This is a genomic window from Streptomyces sp. NBC_01451, from assembly GCF_036227485.1.
Lineage (GTDB): Bacteria > Actinomycetota > Actinomycetes > Streptomycetales > Streptomycetaceae > Streptomyces.
Window position 1 is genome coordinate 166,810 of the sequence record NZ_CP109479.1, and the last position, 21,093, is coordinate 187,902.

Genomic DNA, 21,093 nt, shown 5'->3' on the forward strand with positions numbered 1-21,093 from the left:
GGTGGCGTGCGGTGTCGCCCGGTCAGCGGATCCGGGGCAGGGCCTTGTCCGGGTGTGCGGCGTGGACGTACTTCACGGCGATGCTGGGGTGGATGCCGAAGAGGCGGACGAGGTGGACCGGATCGGCGGTCTGTCGGGCCTCGTCCAGGATGCGGTCGGCCCACACCTGCCGTGGCAGTAACCCGATCTGGTCGAACGCGGCCCGCATCGCGCAATAGCTGATCTGCGGAGAGGCCGGGTGCCGGTAGGTCTGGGAGGTGATGAGCAGGTGCGGGTTGGTGGCCTGGGGCCAGCGGCGGCGGCGCTCGCGCAGCCAGTCGGCCGCCAGGTCGGTGCTCAGGCCGTCGAGGTAGACGAGGTGGATGCCTTCACCCCGGCGCACCGCCAGTGTCCGGCGGGCGAGGTCGGGGTCGGCCAGGTCGAGCCGGGCGACCTCCACGGCACGCACGGCGTGGATGGCGACCAGACCGACGATGAGGCGCGCGGCGGGACCACCCAGCCGGTCCAGGGCCCCGGCCAGCCGATCGCTGGACAAGGGCCGCGGCAGGTGTACTCCAGCGGGCAGCTGCAGCCCGGCCGTGGGGTTGAGGAAGATCAGCCGCTCCTGCTTCAGGGCTCGGAAAATGCTGCGCAGCACGCTGAGCAGCCCGCGGGCCACGTTGCCCTGATGGCGGGCGAGTTCGCTCGTGATGTGATCGGCAGTGACCTGCCGCAGGTCCAGCCCGGCCGCCGTCCACGAAGTCAGGGTCGGCCAGGCGATGCGCAGGTAGCGACGGATGCGCCGGAATCCGGCGGGGGCGTGCCGGTAGCGGCCTTGACCGCGCAACACCCGCACCCAGGTGCTCAGCTGGTCGGACATCGGAGCGGGAAGCTCAGCAATCCGCGTGTGCAGGGCCTGCTCGTCGTACCGGTCGCGCCGTTCCTGACCCAAGTCCGCTATGTGCGGGAGTACTTGGTGCTGGACATCGGTGAGCAGCTGCGCGGGTGTCTCGGAGAGTTCGTCCGCCTCCAGCAGCGCGTGCGCGTGGAGGAAGGAGATCACGCGGCGCGTGGCGGCGGTTCCGGCCGCAACCGTCCCGGCCAGGGAACGTACGTCCCGCTCGGGGATCGGCACGTGCGGCCCCAGCCGGGCCAGCAGAGTATGCAAGACCACGGCCGCACCGGCCGGCACGTTGCGTTTGTCGGCGAGCCAGGACCGCGGGTAGGCGGAGGTGAAGGTATCCAGTAGCTCCTGCGCCGGAGCTGGCAGTGGGGACATCGGGGGCAGCGCGAGGACGCGGGTGCGCTGCTTGCGCTGCCAGGTCCGCGGCATCGAGAACAGACAAAGCTGCCCCGGTCCTACCGGCATAGCCACCGTCTGTCCCTCTGGGGAGGGCGTCGTGCCGGGCCTGGCGCGTGAACGGGAGGCTGGGCCGGACCGATTGTGCACGACGAAGCCCAGCTCCCCGGCCCGCCGCTTGAGCTGGTGCGCGAGCGGTCCGGCGAAGGTGAGTTGTGTGAAGGACACCGCCGCCGACTCGGCGCCGACTTCGCGCACGTAGGTCAGGCAGGCGCGGCACATGCCCTCCTCCGTGTGCAGCGGCAGATCGTCCCGTCGGCATCTCGGACATCGGTCCACCCGGTAGCGCTCACGGTTGTTCCGCCATTCGCGACAGCCGCGGCACCGGGTTGCCGTAACGCCCCAGCACGCACAGTCCGCGCAGGACCGCACCGGCCAGGCCGGCGGGGGCTGGGCCGTGCGCGGTCTCAACATCCCTGCCTGCGCGAGCAGTTCAGCGGCGGCAGCTTTCAACGGTAACTGCACCTGATCGAGCATCTCCTGCGCGATCAGTTCCTCCCCCTCGGCATCCCGGATTGCCAGCGCACACCTGATCAGCCGCAGCACCATCTTTGGCCACGTCCCGGTCAGCCCCGCGTTCGCCGCCCGCTGCCCGGCGAGCGCCTGCAGGAACTCCTCCTCCGGCCACGTGCGGTCGCTGATACGCCGGGCATCGCTCCGCTCCAGGCGCCGCCGGGCCGGAAACAACGTCAGTTGCCCGCGCATCACCGCGGGACAGATCCTGGGGTCGTCGACCAGTTGCCGCGCCTCGTGCGGCCCCAGATATGGAGCGGCCGCACCTCGGGGACGCGGCAGGTTCCGTGCACCCTGTTGCCTCAGACCCAGCACGTAGACGTGCAGTTGGGTCGGCCCCGGGTAGACGGCCTCGATGCCGGCCCGGATCTCCTCCCGCACCGCGATCACGCACGGACGGCACAGTCCGTCACCGTCCACAGCCCCGACCCGGCAGCAGCGCGGGCACCGCGCCGTACGCCGGTTCTCCAGCCAGCCACGACAACTCCAGCACAGTCCGTCCCACAGACGCGACACGCCCCAGTCCAGGCAGAGCCCACACTGCCGCACCCTCACTGCGTCCCCCACCGTCAGTTCGGCGGCCGCAGCCGACGCGGGCCGTCCCGGCGCGGCACCGGCCGCACCGGCCCCTCCTCGTCGCCGACCGCGCGCTCCTGCTCCTCCTGGCCCCCGGCGGCAGCCACCGGCTCGGCCTCCATCAGGTCGGCCACTGTGCATCCCAGCGTCGCGCAGATCTTGTCCAGGTCGTCCAGCCGTACCGTCACCGGAGTGCCGCCCCACAGGGCGGCGACCTTGCTCAGCGACGGCGTGAACCCCACCTTCGCGAACGCCGCCTGCAGGTCGACCGGCCGCCAGATGTCGCGCTTGGCGGCCGCCCAGCGCAGATTCCACTTCACCTCAGACTCCCCCTATCCGCGACCAGCCGCTGCCCGGCCCGCGCCGCCGACTGCCGCCAGCGGTCCGCCTGCTCGGGATCGGCCTGGGCCGTTGCTAATGGTGGAGTCGGGTATTGGAACTGCCTGAATGCCTCCCGGTCAAACCCTCAGGCGGTTGCCCCGTGAGGGGCGAAACGCACCAGGATGAGGGAGGCTTCGTCGGGGATTTCGGCGTAAGCGGCCTCCACCATGTACCGCTCCGGAGCGAGCGCGATGTGAAGGTGTTCTTCACTCTCGATCTCCGTGTGGTCGTGGACTGAGTCGAAGAGGACCAGCGGCTCCTGGACGGTCCACTCGACGCGAGAGTCCCAGACCACCTGTGGAAGGAGCTCCGCCACGGCTGGGGAGTAGTCGACGTCGGGGTCGCCTGCGATCTGACGGACAAGGAGACTGTGCTCGGGGAGGAACGTAGTGGCTGCGGGATCGTCGCCAAGCACGAGTGCCTGTGTGGGGCCTACTTCGATGATGCCGATGAGGTCCTCGACTGAGCAGGCGCGACCGTAGTCCCCTTCGTCATCAGGGTAGGTGGGCGGGGAGCCGGTCCAGTACTGGCATGCCGATTCCGGGATCATGATCAGGGGCCCGCCCATTGAAGTGACCCAGGTGTGTGACATTGCGATCTCCGTTCAGCTGGTAAGGATGAGGGTCATGAGTTGTTGCGTCGGCTGATCTCGGCTGCGTAGGCGGCCCAGTCTCCGGCGGCGGCTCGCTGCCATTTGACGGCGACGGTGATGTCGATGCCGAGGGTGCGGGCGAGGACTGCGGCGGGCAGTTCGGTGGCGAGCTGGAACAGTGCGGTCGAGCGGGCTTCCGCGAGCCGGATGCCGAATTTGCGGAGCCTCTCGCCCATGGCCCAGGCGCTGATTGGTCGGCCGGGCTGGCCGCCGGGGAAAAGCCAGGGTGACTCTGTCCGGCCGAGGACGGCATGGCTGCAGCGGGCCGCGACCTGTAGTCGGGCCAGGTCAGCGACGGGTGCGGGAAGCTCGACCGGAACGGCGCCGAGGTGGATGTGAACGGCTCCGTCCTTCTCCTCGATGTGGCCGACGGTGAGGCGAGAGATCGCCGCGGGCCACTGGGCATAGAGGAGCAACAGGAGTCCTGCCAGGCGGTCTTCGGGCTTGAGAGTGTCGTCGTGCAGCAGGCGACGGGCGGTTTCCCAGCGAGCCTCGTCGTCCATTGCCTGGGAGGGGCCGTTCCATCGCTCGGCAGGGAAGCTGAGATTGCGGGTGATCTTCTGGGAAAGGGCCCATCGCACGAAGTGTCCTGCCTCCCGGCGATGGCGGGCATCGTCGCTGGTCATCCAGCGTTCAAGGTCGGTCTGACGACAGGTAGAAAGGGTCAGATTCTGCTCCTCGAGCCAGTCCAGGAGATGAACGGCCGCTCGGAGATGTTGCCGTGCGCCCGAGAGCTGGTAGTGCGTGATCTCCTTGCCGCGGCTGCGTCGGCGAAGCCGGCGCAGGAGGTGCCATGTTGCGTATCGGTGCAGGATTTTCCGTCCCTCGGTCGTCGCGTGGGAGGTGACGAGGTCCTTCACGTGCCGTTCGAGACGGACCATCTGCTCGTCCCGCCGGGGCAGGACTCCGGTGGCGACGAGGACGCTGCGGATGTGCTCGACGACCTTGCCTTCAGGGAGCTCGTCGAGGGCCGCATGGGTGAGAGACCGGCGGCCGGAGCCAAGATCGGACAGGACGGTGGAGACGATGCCCTTGGAGAGCCAGCGCATCGCGGTGCCGGCCCGCTCGGTGTCGGCCAGGGCGTCGTGAAGGGACTGGAGCTTCGGGTTGATGGAACCTGTGTCATCGGCGAGGAGTTCGTGGAGCCGCTGCTTGAGGGTGCAGCGCGGGCACGGTCCCGGCGCGTGCAGCCGTTCGGCTTGTCCGCAGGTGGGACAGGGGCGCCAGAGCTCGGCGTCCGGCGTGGTGCAGGGGCCGCAGACGGGGGCGTCGGCGGTGCCGGAGTGAATGCCGCGCATTCGTCCGCAGACGGTGCAGTGGCCTTGGCGCCTGTCACAGCCGCCGCAGCGGGGCAGGCCGGTGAGCTTCGAGAGCATGCAGGGTGCGGTGCGGCCGCAGACCGAGCAAAGCAGGATGGGCAGGGGACGGCAGTTCGGGCAGATCGGCCCGTCCGCGGTGCGGGTGCTGACCATGCGTGACTCACCGCAGACGATGCAGGTCTCCAGGTTCGCAGGGTCCTTGACCAGGCAGCTCGGACACAGCGGTCGCCCCTCGGCGTCGCGGGTGGCCGGCTCACGCCGGGCACCACAGCGTACGCATTCTTCGAAACGGGACTTGGCGATGCAGTTGCGGCAGACCCGCTGCCCGTCGAGCGGCTTGTCGATGCGGACCACCCGGTGGCAGCGAGGGCAGGCGGGCCGGACGATCCCGGCGACACCGGCCTCGTGCAGCAGGTCGATGAACCGCAGGATGGCACGATGCGGCGCCAGATAGCCCTCCCCGGTCAGCAGACGAGGGTTCTCCTCCAAGGCCCAGACCACTCTCTGGCGATAGTGAGGACGGCCGGGTGCCGATCGGCGGAGGGCGTCGGCGACCGCACCACGGTCGGCGCCCGGGGCGATCGCGGTGATCAGTTCGTGGACGACCGCGGCTGGATCACGGTCGTCGTTGTCGGGACACATCGAACAGCGCGGCAGGCCCTTGCGGTCCCGGAAGCTGACGCGTCGGACGTTTCCGCAGACGGTGTACTCGGCTCTCTCCTGTCCGCAGACCGAGCAGTACCAGTCCTGGCCTCTGCGCTGGAGGGTTCGCAACTGCTTGCCGCACTCCACGCAGACCGGCGCCGCGATCGCCGAGGCGCCGACCTTGCGGAGCTCGATGAGCAGATCACCGATCGCCCGGGGTGCCGGGGACCGGCCGTCGGTCAGGACGGCGGACCGCATCGCCAGGGCCCTGGCCACCTGGCGCGACTTCGCTCGGCCGCCCGCGACTGCGGTGACCACGGCCCGGATCCTCTCGGCGCCGAGGTCCTTCTCGACATCGGTGACGAGGTCTGTGATCAGGCCGATCGGGTCCGTGACGGCGCGATCAAGCAGGTCACCCGTGCTCAAGGCCGGTCAACTCCTCTGATCCGAGCTCGCTTGGGACGCAGTCCGCCGAGCCCCTCCGCGTCGGGTGCCGAGCCGCTGGCGGCTGCCTTCTTCGGCTTCTTCACGGCCCCGGCCGCCGCGATCGGCTCGATGAGGTCGTCCATGGTGCAGTCGAGGATGTCGAGCAGGGCCATGAGGATCTTCAGGCTCAGCCGCTCCGGTCGCTCGACGACGAGCCGGTAGACCTGGCTCGTGGACAGCGTGATGCTTCGCTCCTTCAGTGGCGGGAGGAGGTCGGTGGTGGAGAACATCCCGCGGTCGGCCATGACTTTGCGCAGGTGCCAGTGGTAGTCGAGCTTGGCGGCCATCGCCGGATCCCTCCTGTCAGGCCCCGGCGAACGCCGGGGCCAGTGCCTTGTGCAGGGAAGTGTTCATGAAGTCGTCGCTGACGTGCGTGTAGATGGCCAGGGAGCTGTCGCACTCGTGGCCGACCTGCTGCTGGATGAAGCGCCGGTCCACCCCGTCCTCGGTCAGGTGTGTGACGTACGAATGCCGCAGACTGTGCGGGGTCAGCTCTTTCGTCAGCCCGAGAGCGTCGCGGTATGCCTCGAACCGGTCGTTGATCGAGCCGGGCTGCAGGCGGCCACCGCGCTCGGTGATCCACAGAGCCGGATGATCGGGGAACCCGAAGCGCGGCCGGACGTTCTCGACGTAGTCGGCGACCGCCTCGACAGCCCAGTCCATCACCGACAGCACATTCCGCCGACGCGGCGGCTGGCCCTTCTTCGCCTTGCCGTAGCGGACGTTGAGCGTGCCGTACCGGCCGAACTGGCGGGCCTGCGGGTTGCGTCCGAAGTCGACCACATCGAGCTTGGACGTCTCAGTCCGCCGAAGTCCCCACCCGTAGATCACCTTGAAGAGGGTGGCGTCGCGGTAGGCCGCGAGGACTCCCTTGCGTTTCGCCCGTACGGCTCGTTCGACTTGGTCGTCGGCGTAGTCGAGGAAGAGCTGCAGCTCTTCCCGCGTGAAGGGCCTCGCCTCCGGGTCGCCCTCGTAATCCTGCAGGTGAGGGAGGGTATTCCACTCATGGCAGATCGCCACCGGGAAGGTGCCGAAGGCTTCCTCGCAGACCGGGACCCAGCCGTAGCGGGCGTCAATGAGGAGCTCGGTGAACAGCCGGACGATACCCTGGTAGCTGCGGACCGTGGACGGCGCCAAGTGCTTCTCGCTCGTCAACGAGGCGGACCACTCGTCCAGGTGGGCGGGTGTCCATCGCCACGGGTACTCGTTCGTGAAGTCCAGAAACCGGCGGATCAGCCGTTCCCTCGGGTCGATCGTGTCGTACTTCAGCCCTCGCGACTTCTGCTGAGCCCGCCAACCCCGCAGCATCGCGTCGAACATCGCGTCCTCGGGGCGAAGCTGGACCACCCCGGAGACGAGCTCCAGTTGAGCCGCCCCGGCCAGGGCCACCTTGCGTTGATGCACCACTCCAGACCCTCCCTTCTGGAGGGCAGATCATGCATCAGAAGGGATCAGCTCGGCAACATGCCTGCTCAGGAAGCCAGTCCATAGACCCTACGAACTCGTTCCACTTCCCGCATCGACCAGGCCACCTGCAGCTTCTCACCCGCCTGATGCAATTCCCGAGGGTTCAGGTAATTGACCGTCGTAGTCGTCCAGATATGTCCGAGCATCCGCTGCACCTCCCACAACGTCATGCCGCGCTCGTAGTTGTGGGTGGCGCACGCATGCCGCAGCAGATGCGGGAACAACTCCGGCACGGGCCCCGGCAGATACAGCCGCGACGCCGACTTCAGCGACCGCCGGAACGTCGCCGGGACGATGGCCGGCGCGATCGGAAGGTTCAGCGCTGCCACCGGCTTCGGCAGCCGCTCGGAGGGAAACAGTGGCGCCGCCGGATGCTCCGGGTCGTCCTGGAACAGGCCGCGGACCTCCTCCACGTACCACCACAGCAGCTCGCGGCCCTCCTCGAACAGGAATGCCTCCCGCGGCCTCGGACCGGACCCGCGGGCTCCCTTGCCCTGGACCACATATCGGCCCCAGCGGCCCGACTCCCAGTGCACGTCCCCGAGCGTTACGCCACACAGCTCCGCAGCCCGCACCCGGGACACGTAGGCGATCTTCGCCATCACATAGTCCCGGCATGCCACCGCCTCCTTACGGGCCTGCGGCAAAGCATTCCGCCACGCGGTGAAGAACTCCCGCATCGCCCGCTGCGAAGGAGGCACCCGCAACCCGAAGTCGCCGCGGTGACGGGGCCGGTTGAACGGGTCGACCGGAGACTCGACGACCGCCCCGAACAGACGATGGACCTCCCCGGCGTACCGCTGCTCCAGGAACGCGAAGTACGCGTCGATCTTGCTGATCTTCGCAAGGACCGTCGACCGGGCACGCTTGCCCGGACCAGCGAAGTAGCGGTCCAACGCGGCCGGCGTGAGCTGCCACGGCACGACGTCGTAGTGCTCGCATAGCTCGATCACCGGCTTGACCAGCTGGTCAATCGACGACGGCATCAACCCTGCCGCATCCCGCGCCCACTGGTACTCCGCGAGCGTGTCGAAGAAGTACGACCGCTCGTCCCGCTGCCCCGAACGGTTCCGGTAGGTATGGAGAGAGAAGACCTCCGCCAGGCCGACCGCATCGCGTCCAGGGGTCAGGGAACGGGTTTCGGATTCCCCCATGAACCCGCAGATTACGAGTGCCACTCGCAGAATCTGCGAGTGATTGCGGGAATCTCACACCCTTGAGGGACGACTCGAACACGGGTCTCCTACCTGCTGACTTCGCCCGATCGTGCCCCTGGTCCCCACTCAGGAACCCGTGCGTACTCCAGTTGCGAAATGGGCGGGGAGATCCTCGGCGAGGCGGCGGGCGCGGGTGGGTGTGGAGGCGGCTCTCGACTGCGCGGCCGCGAAATCGATCTTCCCGCCCGTATAGATCACGGCTTCGCCGTCCAGGACGGTGTTCGGCGGGAGCATGTCGAGTCCCGCGAGCGCGAGATCCATCCACACGGGCGTGACGTCCCTGCCTGACCGAGCCTGTAGACGGACCGTGGTCTCCTCTCTCCACATCACCGTCCGGTGACCGTCCAGTTTGGGCTCGTAGCGCCAGTTCGTCCCGACCGGGAGGGTCGGGACGAACTCGGCGAGTGCAACGGCGACGGGGAAGTCCACACGATCAGACTCCGGCCCCCGCGGCCGTCGCGCATGCGGACGAGCACTACCGGAGGAGGGACATCACCGCCTTCACAGCCAGCGTGAGCGGCGTGTCCTGGGCGGCCAGCGCGGTGCCGTAGGCGATCGCGACGTGCTCGATGGTCTTCAGCGCGGCGGACAGGACGCGGGCCTGGTGCTCGGTGAGTTCGTCGCCGGCGTCGACCGCGAGCGAGGTGAGGACGATCACCGCGATGCCGACGATGCCGGCGAGCAGCGCGAGGTTGAGGAGCAGCTGGGGCATTCCTTCCTTTCTGAGGCCTGGCGACAGTCGCCGGCTTCACCCCTTCCGCCGAGTTGCAGAGCGTTTTACAGGATCGGATCGCCAAGTGAGACGCATGTCACACGAACGGTGTCGGGCCGCCGATTCAAGGGCCTCCCACTTCTTGCGGTCGCTGCTGGGTGTGGAACACCATCACGCCACTCGTTCGCACACTTGTGCGATTTCCAATATTGTGGATACCTGGAGAGGTCACAGGTCAGGGAGGGACACGCGAGAAATCGGAGGTGAGAGGCGTGGATTTACTCATCTGCGCGTCGCCTCCGGGTACTCCGCCCGATACGGCGCCTCCCTCCCCGGTGCCCTCGTGCAGCGCGCCGCCGAGCGCGGGATGACGACGCTCGCGCTGACCGACCGGGACACCGTCGCGGGCACGGTCCGCTTCGCCAAGGCGGCTACGGCCGCCGGCATCCGACCTGTCCTCGGTGTCGACGTCGCCGTCGCCCCCACCGTCCCGCCCGACCCGACAGCCAGCCGGCCGCGTACGCCCGTTCGCGGCGGCGCCCACGTGGTGGAGCCGTCGTTGCGGATCACTCTGCTCGCGCAGTCCGCGGCCGGGTGGGCGCGGCTGTGCCGCCTGGTGTCCGCCGCGCACGCCGAGGCCGACAGCACGGCGCCGGTCGTGTCCTGGCACACACTGCGCGCGTACGCCGACCGGGACCTGGTGGTGTTGCTCGGTCCGTCCTCCGAGCCGGTGCGGGCTCTGTCTGCCGGCCGTCCCGACGTCGCCGGGCAACTGCTCGCACCGTGGCGGGAATTGGCCGGCGAGCGGCTGCGGCTGGAGACTGTGTTTCTGGAGCGGCAGGGAACCGGCGCCGGTTCGCTGCGGCTGGCCGCGCGCACCCTTGGCCTGGGGGACCAGCACGGCGTCCGCGTGATTCTTTCGAACGCGGTCCGCTACGCCGACCCCGAGCAGCACCGTCTGGCCGACGTACTCGACGCGGCCCGGCTGCTGAGGCCCATCGACCGTCGCCAGCTGGACGGCAAGGAGCGGTGGTTGAAGGACCCGGCGGCCATGACGGCGGTGGCCGAGCGGATCGCCCTGGCCGTCGGTGACGATTCCGCCCGCGCCGTACGCCTGTTGGCCGAGACGGAGGCCACCGGCCAGTCCTGCACCCTCACCCCGGCCGACCTCGGCCTGGGCAGGCCGCACGTTCCCGAGCCGTCCGTCGTGGGCGCGGGCCCGGAGGCCGGCTCGGCGCTCCGGCTGCTGCGCCAGCGGTGCGAGGCGGGGATGGTCGCCCGCGGCCTGGACCGTGACGAGCGCGCCGTACGGCAGCTCGACTACGAACTAGGAGTCATCGGCTGGCTCGCCGGGTTCGAGGCGTACTTCCTCGCCGTGGCCCAGGTGGTCGCCGATACCCGGGCGCTGGGAATCCGGGTCGCCGCCCGCGGATCCGGAGCCGGGAGCATGGTCAACCACGCCTTGTTCATCGCTACGGCCAACCCTCTTGATCACCACCTCTTGTTCGAGCGGTTCGTCAACGAGCGTCGTACGACGCTGCCCGACATCGACCTCGATGTCGAGTCCGAGCGGCGCCTGGAGGTGTACGACGCGATCATCGCCCGGTTCGGGCGGGAGCGGACCGCGGTCACCGGTATGCCCGAGACGTACCGGGCGAGGCACGCCCTTCGTGACGTCGGGCTTGCCCTCGGGATTCCGCCCCAGGTCGTGGGCGAGATCGCCAAGAGTTTTCCGCACATCAGGGCCAAGGACATCCGTGGCGCCCTGGCCGAGCTGCCGGAACTGCGGCAACTCGCCTCCCGGGTAAAGGAGTTCGGACCACTGTGGGAGCTCGCCGAAGGCCTGGATGCGCTGCCCCGCGGCTACGCCATGCACCCCTGCGGGGTGATCCTGTCCGACGTGAGCCTGCTCGACAGGTTGCCGGTGCAGCCGACCCCGGCCGGCTACCCGATGGTGCAGGCGGACAAGGAAGACATCGAGCTTGGCGGCTACGGCCTCCTGAAGCTGGACGTCCTGGGCGTCCGGATGCAGAGCGCGATGGCGCACGCGGTCGCGGAGATCCACCGGGCCACCGGGCGGGTCCTCGATCTCGACAACCCCGACCACGTCGACCTCAACGACCGGCTGGCCTTCGAGCTCATCCAGGCCTCCGATTCGATTGGCCTATACCAATTGGAGTCGCCGGGCCAGCAAGATCTTTTGTCCCGGCTGCAGCCCCGCCACATGCAGGACGTCATCGCCGACATCTCGCTGTTCCGGCCAGGACCTGTGAGCGGGCGAATGCCCGAACTTTTCATCGCGGCCCGGCACGGCGCTGCGCCGCGCTACGCGCACCCCGATCTGGAACCGATCCTGTCGGACACGTACGGCGTGACCATCTGGCACGAGCAGATCATCGCGACGTTCGCACAGCTGACCGGCTGCGATCGCGCTGCCGGCGAGTACGCACGCCGCGCGCTCGCCGACGCCGACCGGATCCCCCGCGTCGAGGAGTGGTTCCGCCGTACGGCCGGTGAACGCGGTTACAGCACGGCCGTGCTGGACGAGGTCTGGGAGACGATCTCCAGCCACGGAGCATATGGATTTTGCCGCGCCCATGCTGTCGCATTTGCTGTTCCTGCACTTCAGAGTGCCTTTTTGAAGGCCCGGTTTCCGGCGTTCCTGTACGCCGGGCTCCTGGAGTACGACCCCGGGATGTGGCCGCGACGGGTGATCGTGTCCGATGCCCGCCGCCACGGTGTGCCGATCCTGCCGGTCGACGTCAACCACTCCCACGCGGCGCACGTGGTCGAACAGACCGAGCAGGGCTGGGGCGTGCGTCTTGCCTTCTCCACCGTCAAAGGGATCAGCGAGGGCGAGGTCTCGCGCCTCGTGGCCGGCCAGCCCTACACCGGTCTGCAGGACCTGTGGCTGCGTGCCCGCCCGTCCCTGCCGATCACGCAGCGTCTGATCCGGATCGGCGCGCTCGGTCCGCCCCCGGGCGACCTCACCCGGCGAGATCTCCTGCTGCAGGCGACCGAACTCCACCGGCAGTCCCGCGCACGCACCGCGACCGACGGCCAACTACCGCTCGGCGGCGAGCTGGTGACCTCCACCCCGAGCGGGCTGCCCGAGATGACCAACCGGGACAAGCTCGGCGCGGAACTGGACACGCTCCAGATCGACGTCACCCATCACCTGATGGAGCACCACCACCGGCTGCTGATCGAGCTCGGCGCTACCACCGCCGCGCACCTGCGCGGCATGATCCCCGGACAGAAGGTCCTGGTCGCCGGAGTCCGCGCCTCCACCCAGACCCCACCGATCCAGTCCGGCAAGAGGATCATCTTCGTGACCCTGGAGGACGGCACCGGCCTAGTCGATCTCGCCTTCCTCGAGAGTTCCCACGAGGCCTGCGCGCACACCGTGTTCCACTCCGGTCTGCTGCTCGTACGCGGCACCGTCGAATCCCGCGGCACGCGCCGTACGGTGCTCGGCGAGATGGCCTGGGACCTGGACAAGGTGGCCGCCGCCCGCCGCGACCACGGCCCCCAAGCCGCCCTCGACCTGCTCGACCGCACCGACCCCGCCCCCACCCCGGCCCAACCGGCAGAACCACAGCGCACCCTTGCCGACGGCACCGCGGGCGCCCGCCTCCACCCGTATGCCGACCTCCAGCCCGCCGGCACCCGTTCCGCAGACCTGCGTCGGCTGGGTCCTTTTGACCGGAGTCACGGAAGCGCGGGTTGATCACGATGAGCGGGCGCTACATCCTCCACCTCCGCTTCGCCGGTCCGGACGGCGATGACGCCAAACTCCCTCACGGGCTACGCCGCTTGCTGGAGAGCGTCACGCCCCGCGTGCAGATGATCGAGCAGGACTCGGCTGCGCTCGACCTCACTGGAGCGATCCCGTACTGGAAGCGGGATGCCCGCGGCCTGACCGAGCTGGTCCAGCTGCGTGCGCTCGCCCACTTCGGCCTGCGCAGTTCGGCAGGGTGCGCCCCCAACCGGATGCTCGCCGCCATGGCCTGTGCCCTCACCCCTCCCGGGCAGCGCACCGTCGTCGACAACCCCCCCCCCCCCCGAGGCGATCGCCGCCTTCCTGCGACCACGTCGGGTCCACGAGCTGCCCGGTGTGGGCGCACGGACCGCCACGACGCTCGGCGAGTACGGTCTGCACACCGTCGGCGACGTCGCCGACATCCCCCAGCTCACGCTGCAACGTCTGCTCGGCGCCCGGGCCGGCCGCGCCCTCCACGAGCGCGCCCAGGGCCGCGACACCCAGGTCGTCAATCCCACCCCGACCCCAGCGAGCATCAGCAGCGAGCACCACTTTGACCGCGACGAACTCGACCCAGCTGCCCACCGGCGCGCCCTGCTCGCCCTCGGTACCCGTCTCCGCGCCTCCGGCCAGATCGCGAGCGGGCTGACCTGCACCATCCACTACTCCGACCGGAGCTCCACCCGCCGCAGCCGTGTCCTGTCCGAAGCGACTCAGCACACCGTGCTCCTGGCCCGCGCGGCGTACGCGGTCTACGAATCCCTCGGGCTCCAGCGTGCGCGGGTGCGGAGCATCGCGCTGCGTGCCGACGCTTTTCGGCCCGCCGGCGCGGCCACCCGTCAGCTCACCCTCGACGTGAGCGACGACAAGCCCCTCGCGATCGAAGCCGTTACCGATCGTGCCCGTGCCCGTTACGGGCACCCGGTGCTCTACCCCGCCGCCCTCGCCGCCACGCCCGCTCTCGGTCGTCGCCGTGCTGCCGGGCAAGGGCCCGGGCCGGAAAAGCCCTGACTGCCTGGCCAGCCATCACACGGCTTACTCCCGCTCATCGCGTTCCGGCGGCTCTGTGCCTCGAAAGTCGATGTCGTCGCCTTCCTGCGGCACTGGGAACCAATGGATGTGGTCCTGAGATGCCAGAGTCCTCTCCAGCCTGGTGAGATGGGTAAGCCGGTGTGCGAGTGTGGTCAGAGCAGTTCTGTGCGCGATCTTCGCCAGGCCGGGCGTCTGCCTGGCCTGCTCCAACTGCTTCGCCAGCACCGTGGCAGGCGGGGCAGACGCGCGGAACTCCGACGCACCGGGAGCACGCGTGGCCTGACTGCGCAGGATGGTTGGCCGTGAGTCCGTGTTCGTTGTACTCGCGAGGACGCGAGTCTCCCAAACACACCCGACGATCTCCATACGGTGCGTCGTGTCCAGGACGGCGGGACCGCTGAGAATCCACCGCACCGTCGCAGCGCACCAGACGTGGTCTCCGATGCGGTACGCACTCAGCTCGCCCACGCTGCTGAACGCGACGGTGGGAACACCGGCCCAGCCCAGCATCTGCACCGGCTCGGTGGTGACGATTTCGAACTCGGCGCTTCCGAGGTCTTCCGCGAGGAAGGCCATCGCCCCCTCGAACTTGGGCCCGCCACCGAACCAGACCTTCTCCTGCGACACGGCCATCAACCGAAAGGCATCGGCGCTGATCGCCTTGAGGTTCTCCAGATTCGAGAAATCCGCGCGCACTTCCTCCTCGTCGACCTCGGCCGCCACCGTGAACCTCTTCAAGACCTCGCCAAGGGAGGTGAGGTGTACGAACCGGTCCTCTAGCCCTTCCAAGTCCTTTGCCATCAGCGGTGGGTACTCCGTACCTTCCCCGAAGTCCTTCGTGTTCTTGCTGACGAAGTAGACCTTCTCTTCGGGGTGGGCCCGCGCATACTCGACGGCCGTCAGCCAGATCGCAGCATCCCGGCCTCCCGTCTTCACTTTGTCGCGCTCGTTGACGACGATGGCCTTGCAGGGCGGGAGGACGTTCGCCTCCCGGAACGTTGCCTCGCGCAGCGCGGTCTCGCTCGTCGGGATCTCGTCGACGATCTCAAGGTACTGGTCCCGCCAATGCTGCTGAAAACGCTCCAGGTCGAGCGGCGGGAGATGAGTGACAACCCGCCACGGGGTGGCCTTCCTGAAGCTCTCCACGGCCTCTGTGACGGCCTCGTGCTTCTCCCGGTACGGCACTGTCCGGTGTGACGCCAGTTCTTCCAGGACGACCCACGGCACTCCGACGGATTCGACTTCTGCGGTGCGGATCGTCTTCAGGAGTTCCGCGCTGACGCTGTCGAGCTTGAAGCTCCGCAGGATGTTTGTGTCCAGGATGATCAAGGCGTGCGGCTCCGTGTCCCTCAATGCTCAGTACGGTCCAAGAGTCCCAGGCCGCGAAGAGGTCCGCACCGGATATCCCGAGAAGCAGCTCGCGCCTGGCGAGTCGCCTTGACGAGAGCAACTCTCTGGCCTGGTCCGCCTGATCCGCCGGCGGGCATTCAGGCCCCTTTGACGATGATGCGTCCTGTCTCGTCGGTCCAGGCCTGGAGCCGCAGCGTCTGGTCGTGGGAGGCAGTGCCGCCGACCCCGACCGCCATTCCAGCTGCGCCGACCGCGCCGCCGGCGGTGGCCGTCGCGGCACCTCCCGTGAGGACAGCCACTCCTGCCACGATCATGGGGATACCGATGACGGCGCCGATAATCGTGAGCGTCAGAAGCACCCCGAAGACGATCATTCCGATCCCGCCCAGCACGCCCAGGAGACCGGCCCCGCCCACCGCCGCACCGGCCGCGACGCCGGTCGCACCTGATGCATTAACTTGTCAATCGGGAGCCGGGAATCCGGCACCCGTGACAGCCGCCGACCAGTACGGAGTCCGCGCATGGGCAACGACGAGCCGCCGCCGTACCAGGTGGTCGCAAGCGACCTGCGGCGTCGACTCACGGAGGGCGAGTGGGAGGCCGGTGCGCGGCTGCCCTCCCGGGCGCAGCTCGCTCAGCACTACGGTGTGGGCGCCAACGTGATGCAAAGGGCCACGGAGCGCCTCATCATCGAAGGCCTCCTTGAGGGCCGTACGGGGTCAGGAACCTACGTGGCGCCTCCCCGCGAGCGGCGCCGGATGATCCGCTTCCGGCACCGCGAACGCCGCGGTGGCAGTCCTTTCCGCGCTGACATGTACGAGATCGGCAGCAACGGAACCTGGGAGGCCTCCTCCGAGGCCCGCGTGCCCGCCCCGGAGAACGTCGCCCGGCGCCTCGGCATTGAGCTTGGCGACCCGACCGTGCACACGACGTACGAGTTCCTCGCCGACGGCAAACCCGCCCAACTCTCCCTGAGTTGGGAGCCCATGGCCATCACCAGCGGCACACCCATCCTGCTTCCCGAGATGGGCCCGCTCGCCGGCAAGGGCGTGGTCGAGCGGATGCGCTCCATCGGCGTCGACATCGAGACCTGGGTAGAGATCCCGCGGCCAGCCCGCGCCACCCCACAACAGGCTGCGCTGCTCGGTCTCACCGCCGGCGACCTGGTTCTAACGATCGAGCGGACGTACTACGCCCCCGACGGCCGCGCGGTGGAAACCGCCGACATCATCGTTTCGGACCGTGCCTGGGAGGTGACCTACGAGTTCGCCGTCGACCCGCCTGCTGACGAGGCCCGGTAGCGCGATCCCGGCATGCAGCACGAACAGGATGCCCTGGAACACCAGCCGATCAGGATGCCGCTTCCGCCCGGGATGGCAAGCTCGGCGCTCCACCTTTGGCAGCAGCGGCTCGACCACCGCCCATAACTCGTCATCGACTTCCCACGGCTTCGGCCGAGCCACCCCGCACCCCCGGATCAATGGTCCCGGAGTGATCCAACCACCTCGAAGATCATTTCGTTAGGAGTTCTAAGAGGTCAGCGGCCCGCGTGTGCATCTCTTCGCGGCGCCTGCGTTGCTCGGCGGTCAAACTGCCCCGTCCGGATACCGCATGCTTCCGAGCTACCAGCCAAGACGGGCTCTGTCACCAGGTCCGACGAAGACTCAGACGCTAAAGCACCAAGGTCAGTAAGGTCCTGTCCGGGGGTGGCGGATGCGCGGAGCTGTCAAAGGGGTGCTGCTGGCCAGCGGTTCGGCCGTGTTGGCCATCCTGATCTCACTGGCCGCCAACGCGGCGACCGGGTCGGCCCCTTGGCCGATCCTGGACTGGCTGCGTCGCTATGCCTGGTGGTGGGTGGTCGGCCTGACGGGCGCGACCGTACTGGTGGCGGGCGTGGCGGCCTGGCGGCAGGAGCGCTCCGCCGTGGTGGCCGGGGACCCGCCTCCTCCCCCGGCCGTACCGGTCCCGGACTGGGTGGTTGACCGCGGCGAGGCCCGGCAGGCCGTTGCGGCGGTCTGCGCCCCCCGCCCGGGCACCGTGGGCATCACCATTTCGCTCGAGGGCGCCGGCGGCTTCGGCAAGACCACGCTCGCCAGAGTCGTCGCGGCCGACCGAAAGGTCCGCCGCCGCTTCAAAGGCCGGGTGTACACGGTCACCATCGGCCGGGACGTCCGCGGGCGGTCGGCGATCGCCGCCAAGGTGGCCGAGGTGACCCGGTTCGTCACCGGCGACACCCAGACCTACGAAGATCCGCGCCACGCCGGCGAGCACCTCGGGCGACTTATGGAGCAGAGGCCGCACACCCTGCTGGTACTAGACGATGTGTGGGAAGCCGAGCAGCTCGCCCCGTTCCTGATCGGCCGCCGGAACTGCGTACGGCTGGTGACCACCCGGGTGCCCGGACTGCTGCCCGAGGGCTCGGTCCCGCTGCAGGTTGACGAGATGTCCCCCGAGCAGGCGCGGGCGGTCCTGACCCGGGAGCTGCCAACGCTGCCCGCCGAGACCGTCGAGGGACTGCTGTGTGTCACCGGCCGCTGGGCACTACTGCTGCGGCTGACCAACCGGCTGATCGTCGGCCAGGTGGCCACCGGCGCGGACCCCGCGGCCACGGCCGCCGAGGCGCTGCGCGCCTTGCGTGAGGGCGGGCCCGCCGCCGTGGACGGACTGATACCCGGCGCGCCCGTACAGCCCTTGGACCTGGACGATCCGGCGCGACGTGCGCAGGCGGTACGAGCCACGGTGGAAGCGGCCACCGGGCTGCTGCCGACGGGCGGGGCACGGCGGCTGGCCGAGCTGGCCGTGTTCGTGGAGGACGATGCCATTCCGGTGCCGTTGGTCGTCCGATTGTGGGCGGCCACGGGCGGGCTCACGGAGCTGCAGACGCGGAACCTGTGCGGGCAGTTGAACGGGCTCTCGCTGGTCTCCGGCGAACCGGCGGACGGAGGCCGGCTTGGCCTCCACGACGTGCTCCGCGACTTCCTCCGCGAGGAGGTGGGCCCTGAAGAGCTGCGCCGACTGCACCGGGTGCTGGTGGACGCGGCACTGCCGCCCGGCACGCACGCGTGGCAGCTGACCGACGGCTATCTACTGGACCACCTGGTTGAGCACCTGCTGTCCTGCGGGCAGGACGATCGCGCCCTGGAGATCGCCGGCGACCTGCGCTGGGTCGAGCGCCGCCTGCACCAGCGCGGGCCCGCCGGGCCCTGGGGAGACCTGGCCCGGATCCCGGGCCCCGACGCGGCGGCCCTGGCCCGCGACATCAACCGGGCCGCGCACATCCTGGGCCCCGTTGAGCCAGCCGGGGCCCTGCGCAACATCCTGCACGATCGGCTGGGGCAGCTCCCGCAGTGGAGAATGCAGGTGCAGCGCCTCCAGGCCGGTGCGGAGCCCGCGCTGCTGGCCCGGCTGCCGCAGCCCGACCTGCCGGACCCTGCACTGCTGCGCACTCTGATGGGGCACAGTGCTCAGGTCAGCTCACTGGAGATCTCCGCCGACGGCGCGACGCTCACCAGCACGGATGTGAGGGGGGCAAAACGACGGTGGGACCGGGACAGCGGCGCACAGCTGCCCAGTGTTGACACCGGCTCAGCCCCTTGGCCTCGGCTCATCGTGCGCTCACATGCGTGGTACGCAACCGCTGGGAGCACTGGCGCGGTACAGATCATCGACTCGCCCTCCGGAGCGCACCGCACCGCGCTCTCGGGGCACGTCGGGGAAATCAGTGCGCTCGCTCTCGCTCCGGACGGCTCCTGGCTCGCCGCGGCGGGCGAGGACCACCTGATCCGCCTGTGGGACACCGCTACGTGGACCTGCCGAGCGGTCCTGGAGGGCCACACCGGCCCGGTCACGGCCATCGGGATCGCCCCGGACAGCAGCTTCCTCGTCAGCGCCTGCCGGAGCGGGGACCTTTGGTGGTGGCGGTCAAGCGACCCCTTCGACTCAGGGGTCATCACCACCGCGGCCGGTCGGGTGCAGGTGATCATCGTGGCACCGGACGGCAGTTGGTTCGCCGACGGCGGGGAGCAAGGCATGGTCCGTTTCTTCGACCTGATCTCGTGCCGCTGTACGGCCATCCTCTTGGCCCACGTGGGAGATGTCCGGGCGCTGGTGATCGCGCCCGACGGGAGCTGGGTGGCCAGCGGCGGGGCGGACGGTGTGATCCGCCTGTGGGAGACCCTGGCCGCCCGCAACGAGCTCCCGGACGACCGCTGGACGTACCCGGTGGCGGGAGTGGCCGCCTCCCCGGATGGTGCCCTGTTGGCCTCGGTGGGCCACGACGCCACCGTGCGCTTCTGGGCAACGGAATCCGGGGAGCACGTGCACACCTTCGCCGGGGAGCACGGCATGGCCACCTGCGCGGTGGCCTGGGGCCCCGACGGCTCGTGGGTGGCCAGCGCCAGCGCGAACGGCATCGTGGTGGTCCGCGAGGTAGCCACCGGTCAGCTACGGGCCCGCTGCGAGCTCGCGTCTGCGGCCGCGCTGGCAGTCTCCCCGGACGGCGTCTGGTTGGCGGTAGCGGGCGAGGACGACGCGGTCCGGCTGTGGGAACCTGCCACCGGGACCATCCGCCTGGGCCACTTTCCCCACCCTGTGCGGACACCGGCCTTCCGCTCGCTGCTCTTGGGCGGCCATGAGCAGGACCTGACGACATGGATCGAGGGCGGCACCCGGGCTCTGATCGCCGCGCACGCAGGGCTGGTGCATGCGCTCGCGTTCTCCCCCGACGGCCAGTGGCTGGCCACGGCCGGCAAGGACTCCACCGTACGGATCTGGGCCCGCGGCGCGCAGCAGGCGACCACTGCGGTGCGCACCGAGGCGCCGGTGCACTCGCTTGCGTTCACCCCCGACGGCCGGACCCTGGCCGCCGGGGGTGAACGCGGGCTGTACGTCTACGACTTCCGGCCCTGAATCAGCCCGGCTGCCAGTGCTTGCTGGAGGGCGGAGCCCGTGGCGGGCTGTTGGGTGGAGAGGGCGCCGTCCTCCGCTGAGGCGGTGGTGATGTGTGTGAGGAGGAGGCCGCACTCCTTCGCGCTGATGGTGTGGCCGCCACCGGGGAGGGACTTCGCAACGATTCACCCGAGCTGAAGTCAGTAACGACGGCGAGCCCGCTTCTCGCCTCGGCAGCTGAGGGCGAATCCCTGTTCCTTGGCGAGGACCTCATGGGGGCGACGCCGTGTGCGCCTTCAATCCCGTCTACGCACAGGGAATGACCGTGGCCGTGATGGAAGCAGTCGTCCTCGACGCCATGCTCACAACGACCCGCACGCTCGACGGCTTCCCACGCCGATTCCAATGCAAGATTGCCCAAATCGCCGCCTGGCTATGGTTCCTGGCCGCCCTCTCCGACCGCGCATGGCAGCCAGATCGTGCCACCCCACGACTCGTCCGCGCCGGCCAGTGGTACTTGAACCGCTGGCAGCAACTCATCCCCAACAATTCGACGCTGTTCATCCACTACGTCCGGATGATGAATATGCTCTCCAGCCCGGCCGCACTACTCCACCCCGCACTCCTGCTGAAGATTCTCTTCCAGTCCCGGTGCCTGGCGCCGTCCCATGCGCGGCCTACACCAGGACCGTCACCACCGCCGCTACCACGGTGACCGCGGAGAACGCGACTATGGCAGTCCGGCCGGTCCGGG

General features: G+C 69.2%; 16 protein-coding genes and 2 pseudogenes. 6 read left to right on the forward strand and 12 right to left on the reverse strand.

The window, feature by feature from the left end; translation table 11 throughout:
* Positions 1 to 22: 22 nt before the first annotated feature.
* The 9 genes from OG595_RS00730 to OG595_RS00770 all read right to left on the reverse strand — a co-directional run bounded on the left by OG595_RS00730 (position 23) and on the right by OG595_RS00770 (position 9,307).
* The gene (locus tag OG595_RS00730) at positions 23 to 2,242 is read right to left on the reverse strand and encodes a hypothetical protein (RefSeq protein ID WP_329266740.1); all 2,220 of its coding nucleotides are present in this window, start codon (positions 2,240 to 2,242) and stop codon (positions 23 to 25) included.
* Between the two features lie 179 nt (positions 2,243 to 2,421).
* The gene (locus OG595_RS00735; RefSeq protein ID WP_329266741.1) at positions 2,422 to 2,748 is read right to left on the reverse strand and encodes a helix-turn-helix domain-containing protein; all 327 of its coding nucleotides are present in this window, start codon (positions 2,746 to 2,748) and stop codon (positions 2,422 to 2,424) included.
* A 146-nt stretch (positions 2,749 to 2,894) separates the two neighbouring features.
* The gene (locus tag OG595_RS00740; protein ID WP_329266743.1) at positions 2,895 to 3,401 is read right to left on the reverse strand and encodes an Imm21 family immunity protein; all 507 of its coding nucleotides are present in this window, start codon (positions 3,399 to 3,401) and stop codon (positions 2,895 to 2,897) included.
* A gap of 32 nt (positions 3,402 to 3,433) precedes the next feature.
* Positions 3,434 to 5,851, reverse strand: a complete 2,418-nt coding sequence (locus OG595_RS00745) for a site-specific integrase (protein WP_329266745.1) — start codon at positions 5,849 to 5,851, stop codon at positions 3,434 to 3,436.
* Positions 5,848 to 6,198 (reverse strand): helix-turn-helix domain-containing protein, encoded by a 351-nt coding sequence (locus tag OG595_RS00750; protein WP_329266747.1) that lies wholly within the window; start codon positions 6,196 to 6,198, stop codon positions 5,848 to 5,850. The genes OG595_RS00745 and OG595_RS00750 overlap by 4 nt, the downstream gene beginning before the upstream one ends.
* Before the next feature lie 16 nt (positions 6,199 to 6,214).
* Positions 6,215 to 7,318, reverse strand: a complete 1,104-nt coding sequence (locus OG595_RS00755) for a tyrosine-type recombinase/integrase (protein ID WP_329266749.1) — start codon at positions 7,316 to 7,318, stop codon at positions 6,215 to 6,217.
* Positions 7,319 to 7,383: 65 nt separating this feature from the next.
* The gene (locus OG595_RS00760) at positions 7,384 to 8,532 is read right to left on the reverse strand and encodes a tyrosine-type recombinase/integrase (RefSeq protein ID WP_329266751.1); all 1,149 of its coding nucleotides are present in this window, start codon (positions 8,530 to 8,532) and stop codon (positions 7,384 to 7,386) included.
* Between the two features lie 129 nt (positions 8,533 to 8,661).
* Positions 8,662 to 9,024, reverse strand: a complete 363-nt coding sequence (locus OG595_RS00765; RefSeq protein ID WP_329266753.1) for an ATP-dependent DNA ligase — start codon at positions 9,022 to 9,024, stop codon at positions 8,662 to 8,664.
* A gap of 46 nt (positions 9,025 to 9,070) precedes the next feature.
* Positions 9,071 to 9,307: a hypothetical protein gene (locus OG595_RS00770; protein ID WP_329266755.1), complete on the reverse strand. Its 237-nt coding sequence runs from the start codon at positions 9,305 to 9,307 to the stop codon at positions 9,071 to 9,073.
* A gap of 256 nt (positions 9,308 to 9,563) precedes the next feature.
* On the opposite strand from OG595_RS00770, the gene OG595_RS00775 reads away from it, so the two are divergent.
* The 3 genes and pseudogenes from OG595_RS00775 (at position 9,564) to OG595_RS00785 (ending at position 14,081) form a co-directional block, all read left to right on the forward strand.
* Positions 9,564 to 13,037, forward strand: coding sequence for a DNA polymerase III subunit alpha (locus tag OG595_RS00775; RefSeq protein WP_329282550.1), 3,474 nt, complete (start codon positions 9,564 to 9,566; stop codon positions 13,035 to 13,037).
* 116 nt (positions 13,038 to 13,153) lie between these two features.
* Positions 13,154 to 13,261 (forward strand): annotated as a pseudogene (locus OG595_RS00780) (hypothetical protein); the annotation flags it as partial.
* A 163-nt stretch (positions 13,262 to 13,424) separates the two neighbouring features.
* A complete protein-coding gene (locus OG595_RS00785; RefSeq protein WP_329266757.1) occupies positions 13,425 to 14,081 on the forward strand; it encodes a DinB/UmuC family translesion DNA polymerase in 657 nt (218 codons plus the stop codon).
* 24 nt (positions 14,082 to 14,105) lie between these two features.
* On the opposite strand, the gene OG595_RS00790 is transcribed toward OG595_RS00785, so the two are convergent.
* The gene (locus tag OG595_RS00790; RefSeq protein ID WP_329266758.1) at positions 14,106 to 15,431 is read right to left on the reverse strand and encodes a PIN domain-containing protein; all 1,326 of its coding nucleotides are present in this window, start codon (positions 15,429 to 15,431) and stop codon (positions 14,106 to 14,108) included.
* 158 nt (positions 15,432 to 15,589) lie between these two features.
* Complete coding sequence (locus OG595_RS00795; protein ID WP_329266759.1) at positions 15,590 to 15,868, reverse strand: DUF5362 family protein; 279 nt, start codon at positions 15,866 to 15,868, stop codon at positions 15,590 to 15,592.
* A 105-nt stretch (positions 15,869 to 15,973) separates the two neighbouring features.
* Between OG595_RS00795 and OG595_RS00800 the strand changes: the two genes are divergently transcribed.
* A complete protein-coding gene (locus tag OG595_RS00800; protein ID WP_329266761.1) occupies positions 15,974 to 16,753 on the forward strand; it encodes a GntR family transcriptional regulator in 780 nt (259 codons plus the stop codon).
* Between the two features lie 3 nt (positions 16,754 to 16,756).
* On the opposite strand, the pseudogene OG595_RS00805 reads toward OG595_RS00800, so the two are convergent.
* Positions 16,757 to 16,915: pseudogene (locus OG595_RS00805) on the reverse strand (transposase); the annotation flags it as partial.
* 250 nt (positions 16,916 to 17,165) lie between these two features.
* Here OG595_RS00805 and OG595_RS00810 point away from each other — a divergent pair.
* The gene (locus OG595_RS00810; RefSeq protein WP_329266762.1) at positions 17,166 to 20,360 is read left to right on the forward strand and encodes an NB-ARC domain-containing protein; all 3,195 of its coding nucleotides are present in this window, start codon (positions 17,166 to 17,168) and stop codon (positions 20,358 to 20,360) included.
* A 298-nt stretch (positions 20,361 to 20,658) separates the two neighbouring features.
* Positions 20,659 to 21,054 (forward strand): hypothetical protein, encoded by a 396-nt coding sequence (locus OG595_RS00815; protein WP_329266763.1) that lies wholly within the window; start codon positions 20,659 to 20,661, stop codon positions 21,052 to 21,054.
* Positions 21,055 to 21,093: the final 39 nt, after the last annotated feature.

Bases quoted from the DNA above. Each gene is read 5' to 3' on its own strand.
- OG595_RS00810 (WP_329266762.1), top strand. From the start codon at position 17,166: ATGCGCGGAGCTGTCAAAGGGGTGCTGCTGGCCAGCGGTTCGGCCGTG.
- OG595_RS00770 (WP_329266755.1), bottom strand. From the start codon at position 9,307: ATGCCCCAGCTGCTCCTCAACCTCGCGCTGCTCGCCGGCATCGTCGGC.
- OG595_RS00760 (WP_329266751.1), bottom strand. From the start codon at position 8,532: ATGGGGGAATCCGAAACCCGTTCCCTGACCCCTGGACGCGATGCGGTC.
- OG595_RS00740 (WP_329266743.1), bottom strand. From the start codon at position 3,401: ATGTCACACACCTGGGTCACTTCAATGGGCGGGCCCCTGATCATGATC.
- OG595_RS00815 (WP_329266763.1), top strand. From the start codon at position 20,659: ATGACCGTGGCCGTGATGGAAGCAGTCGTCCTCGACGCCATGCTCACA.
- OG595_RS00800 (WP_329266761.1), top strand. From the start codon at position 15,974: ATGGGCAACGACGAGCCGCCGCCGTACCAGGTGGTCGCAAGCGACCTG.
- OG595_RS00750 (WP_329266747.1), bottom strand. From the start codon at position 6,198: ATGGCCGCCAAGCTCGACTACCACTGGCACCTGCGCAAAGTCATGGCC.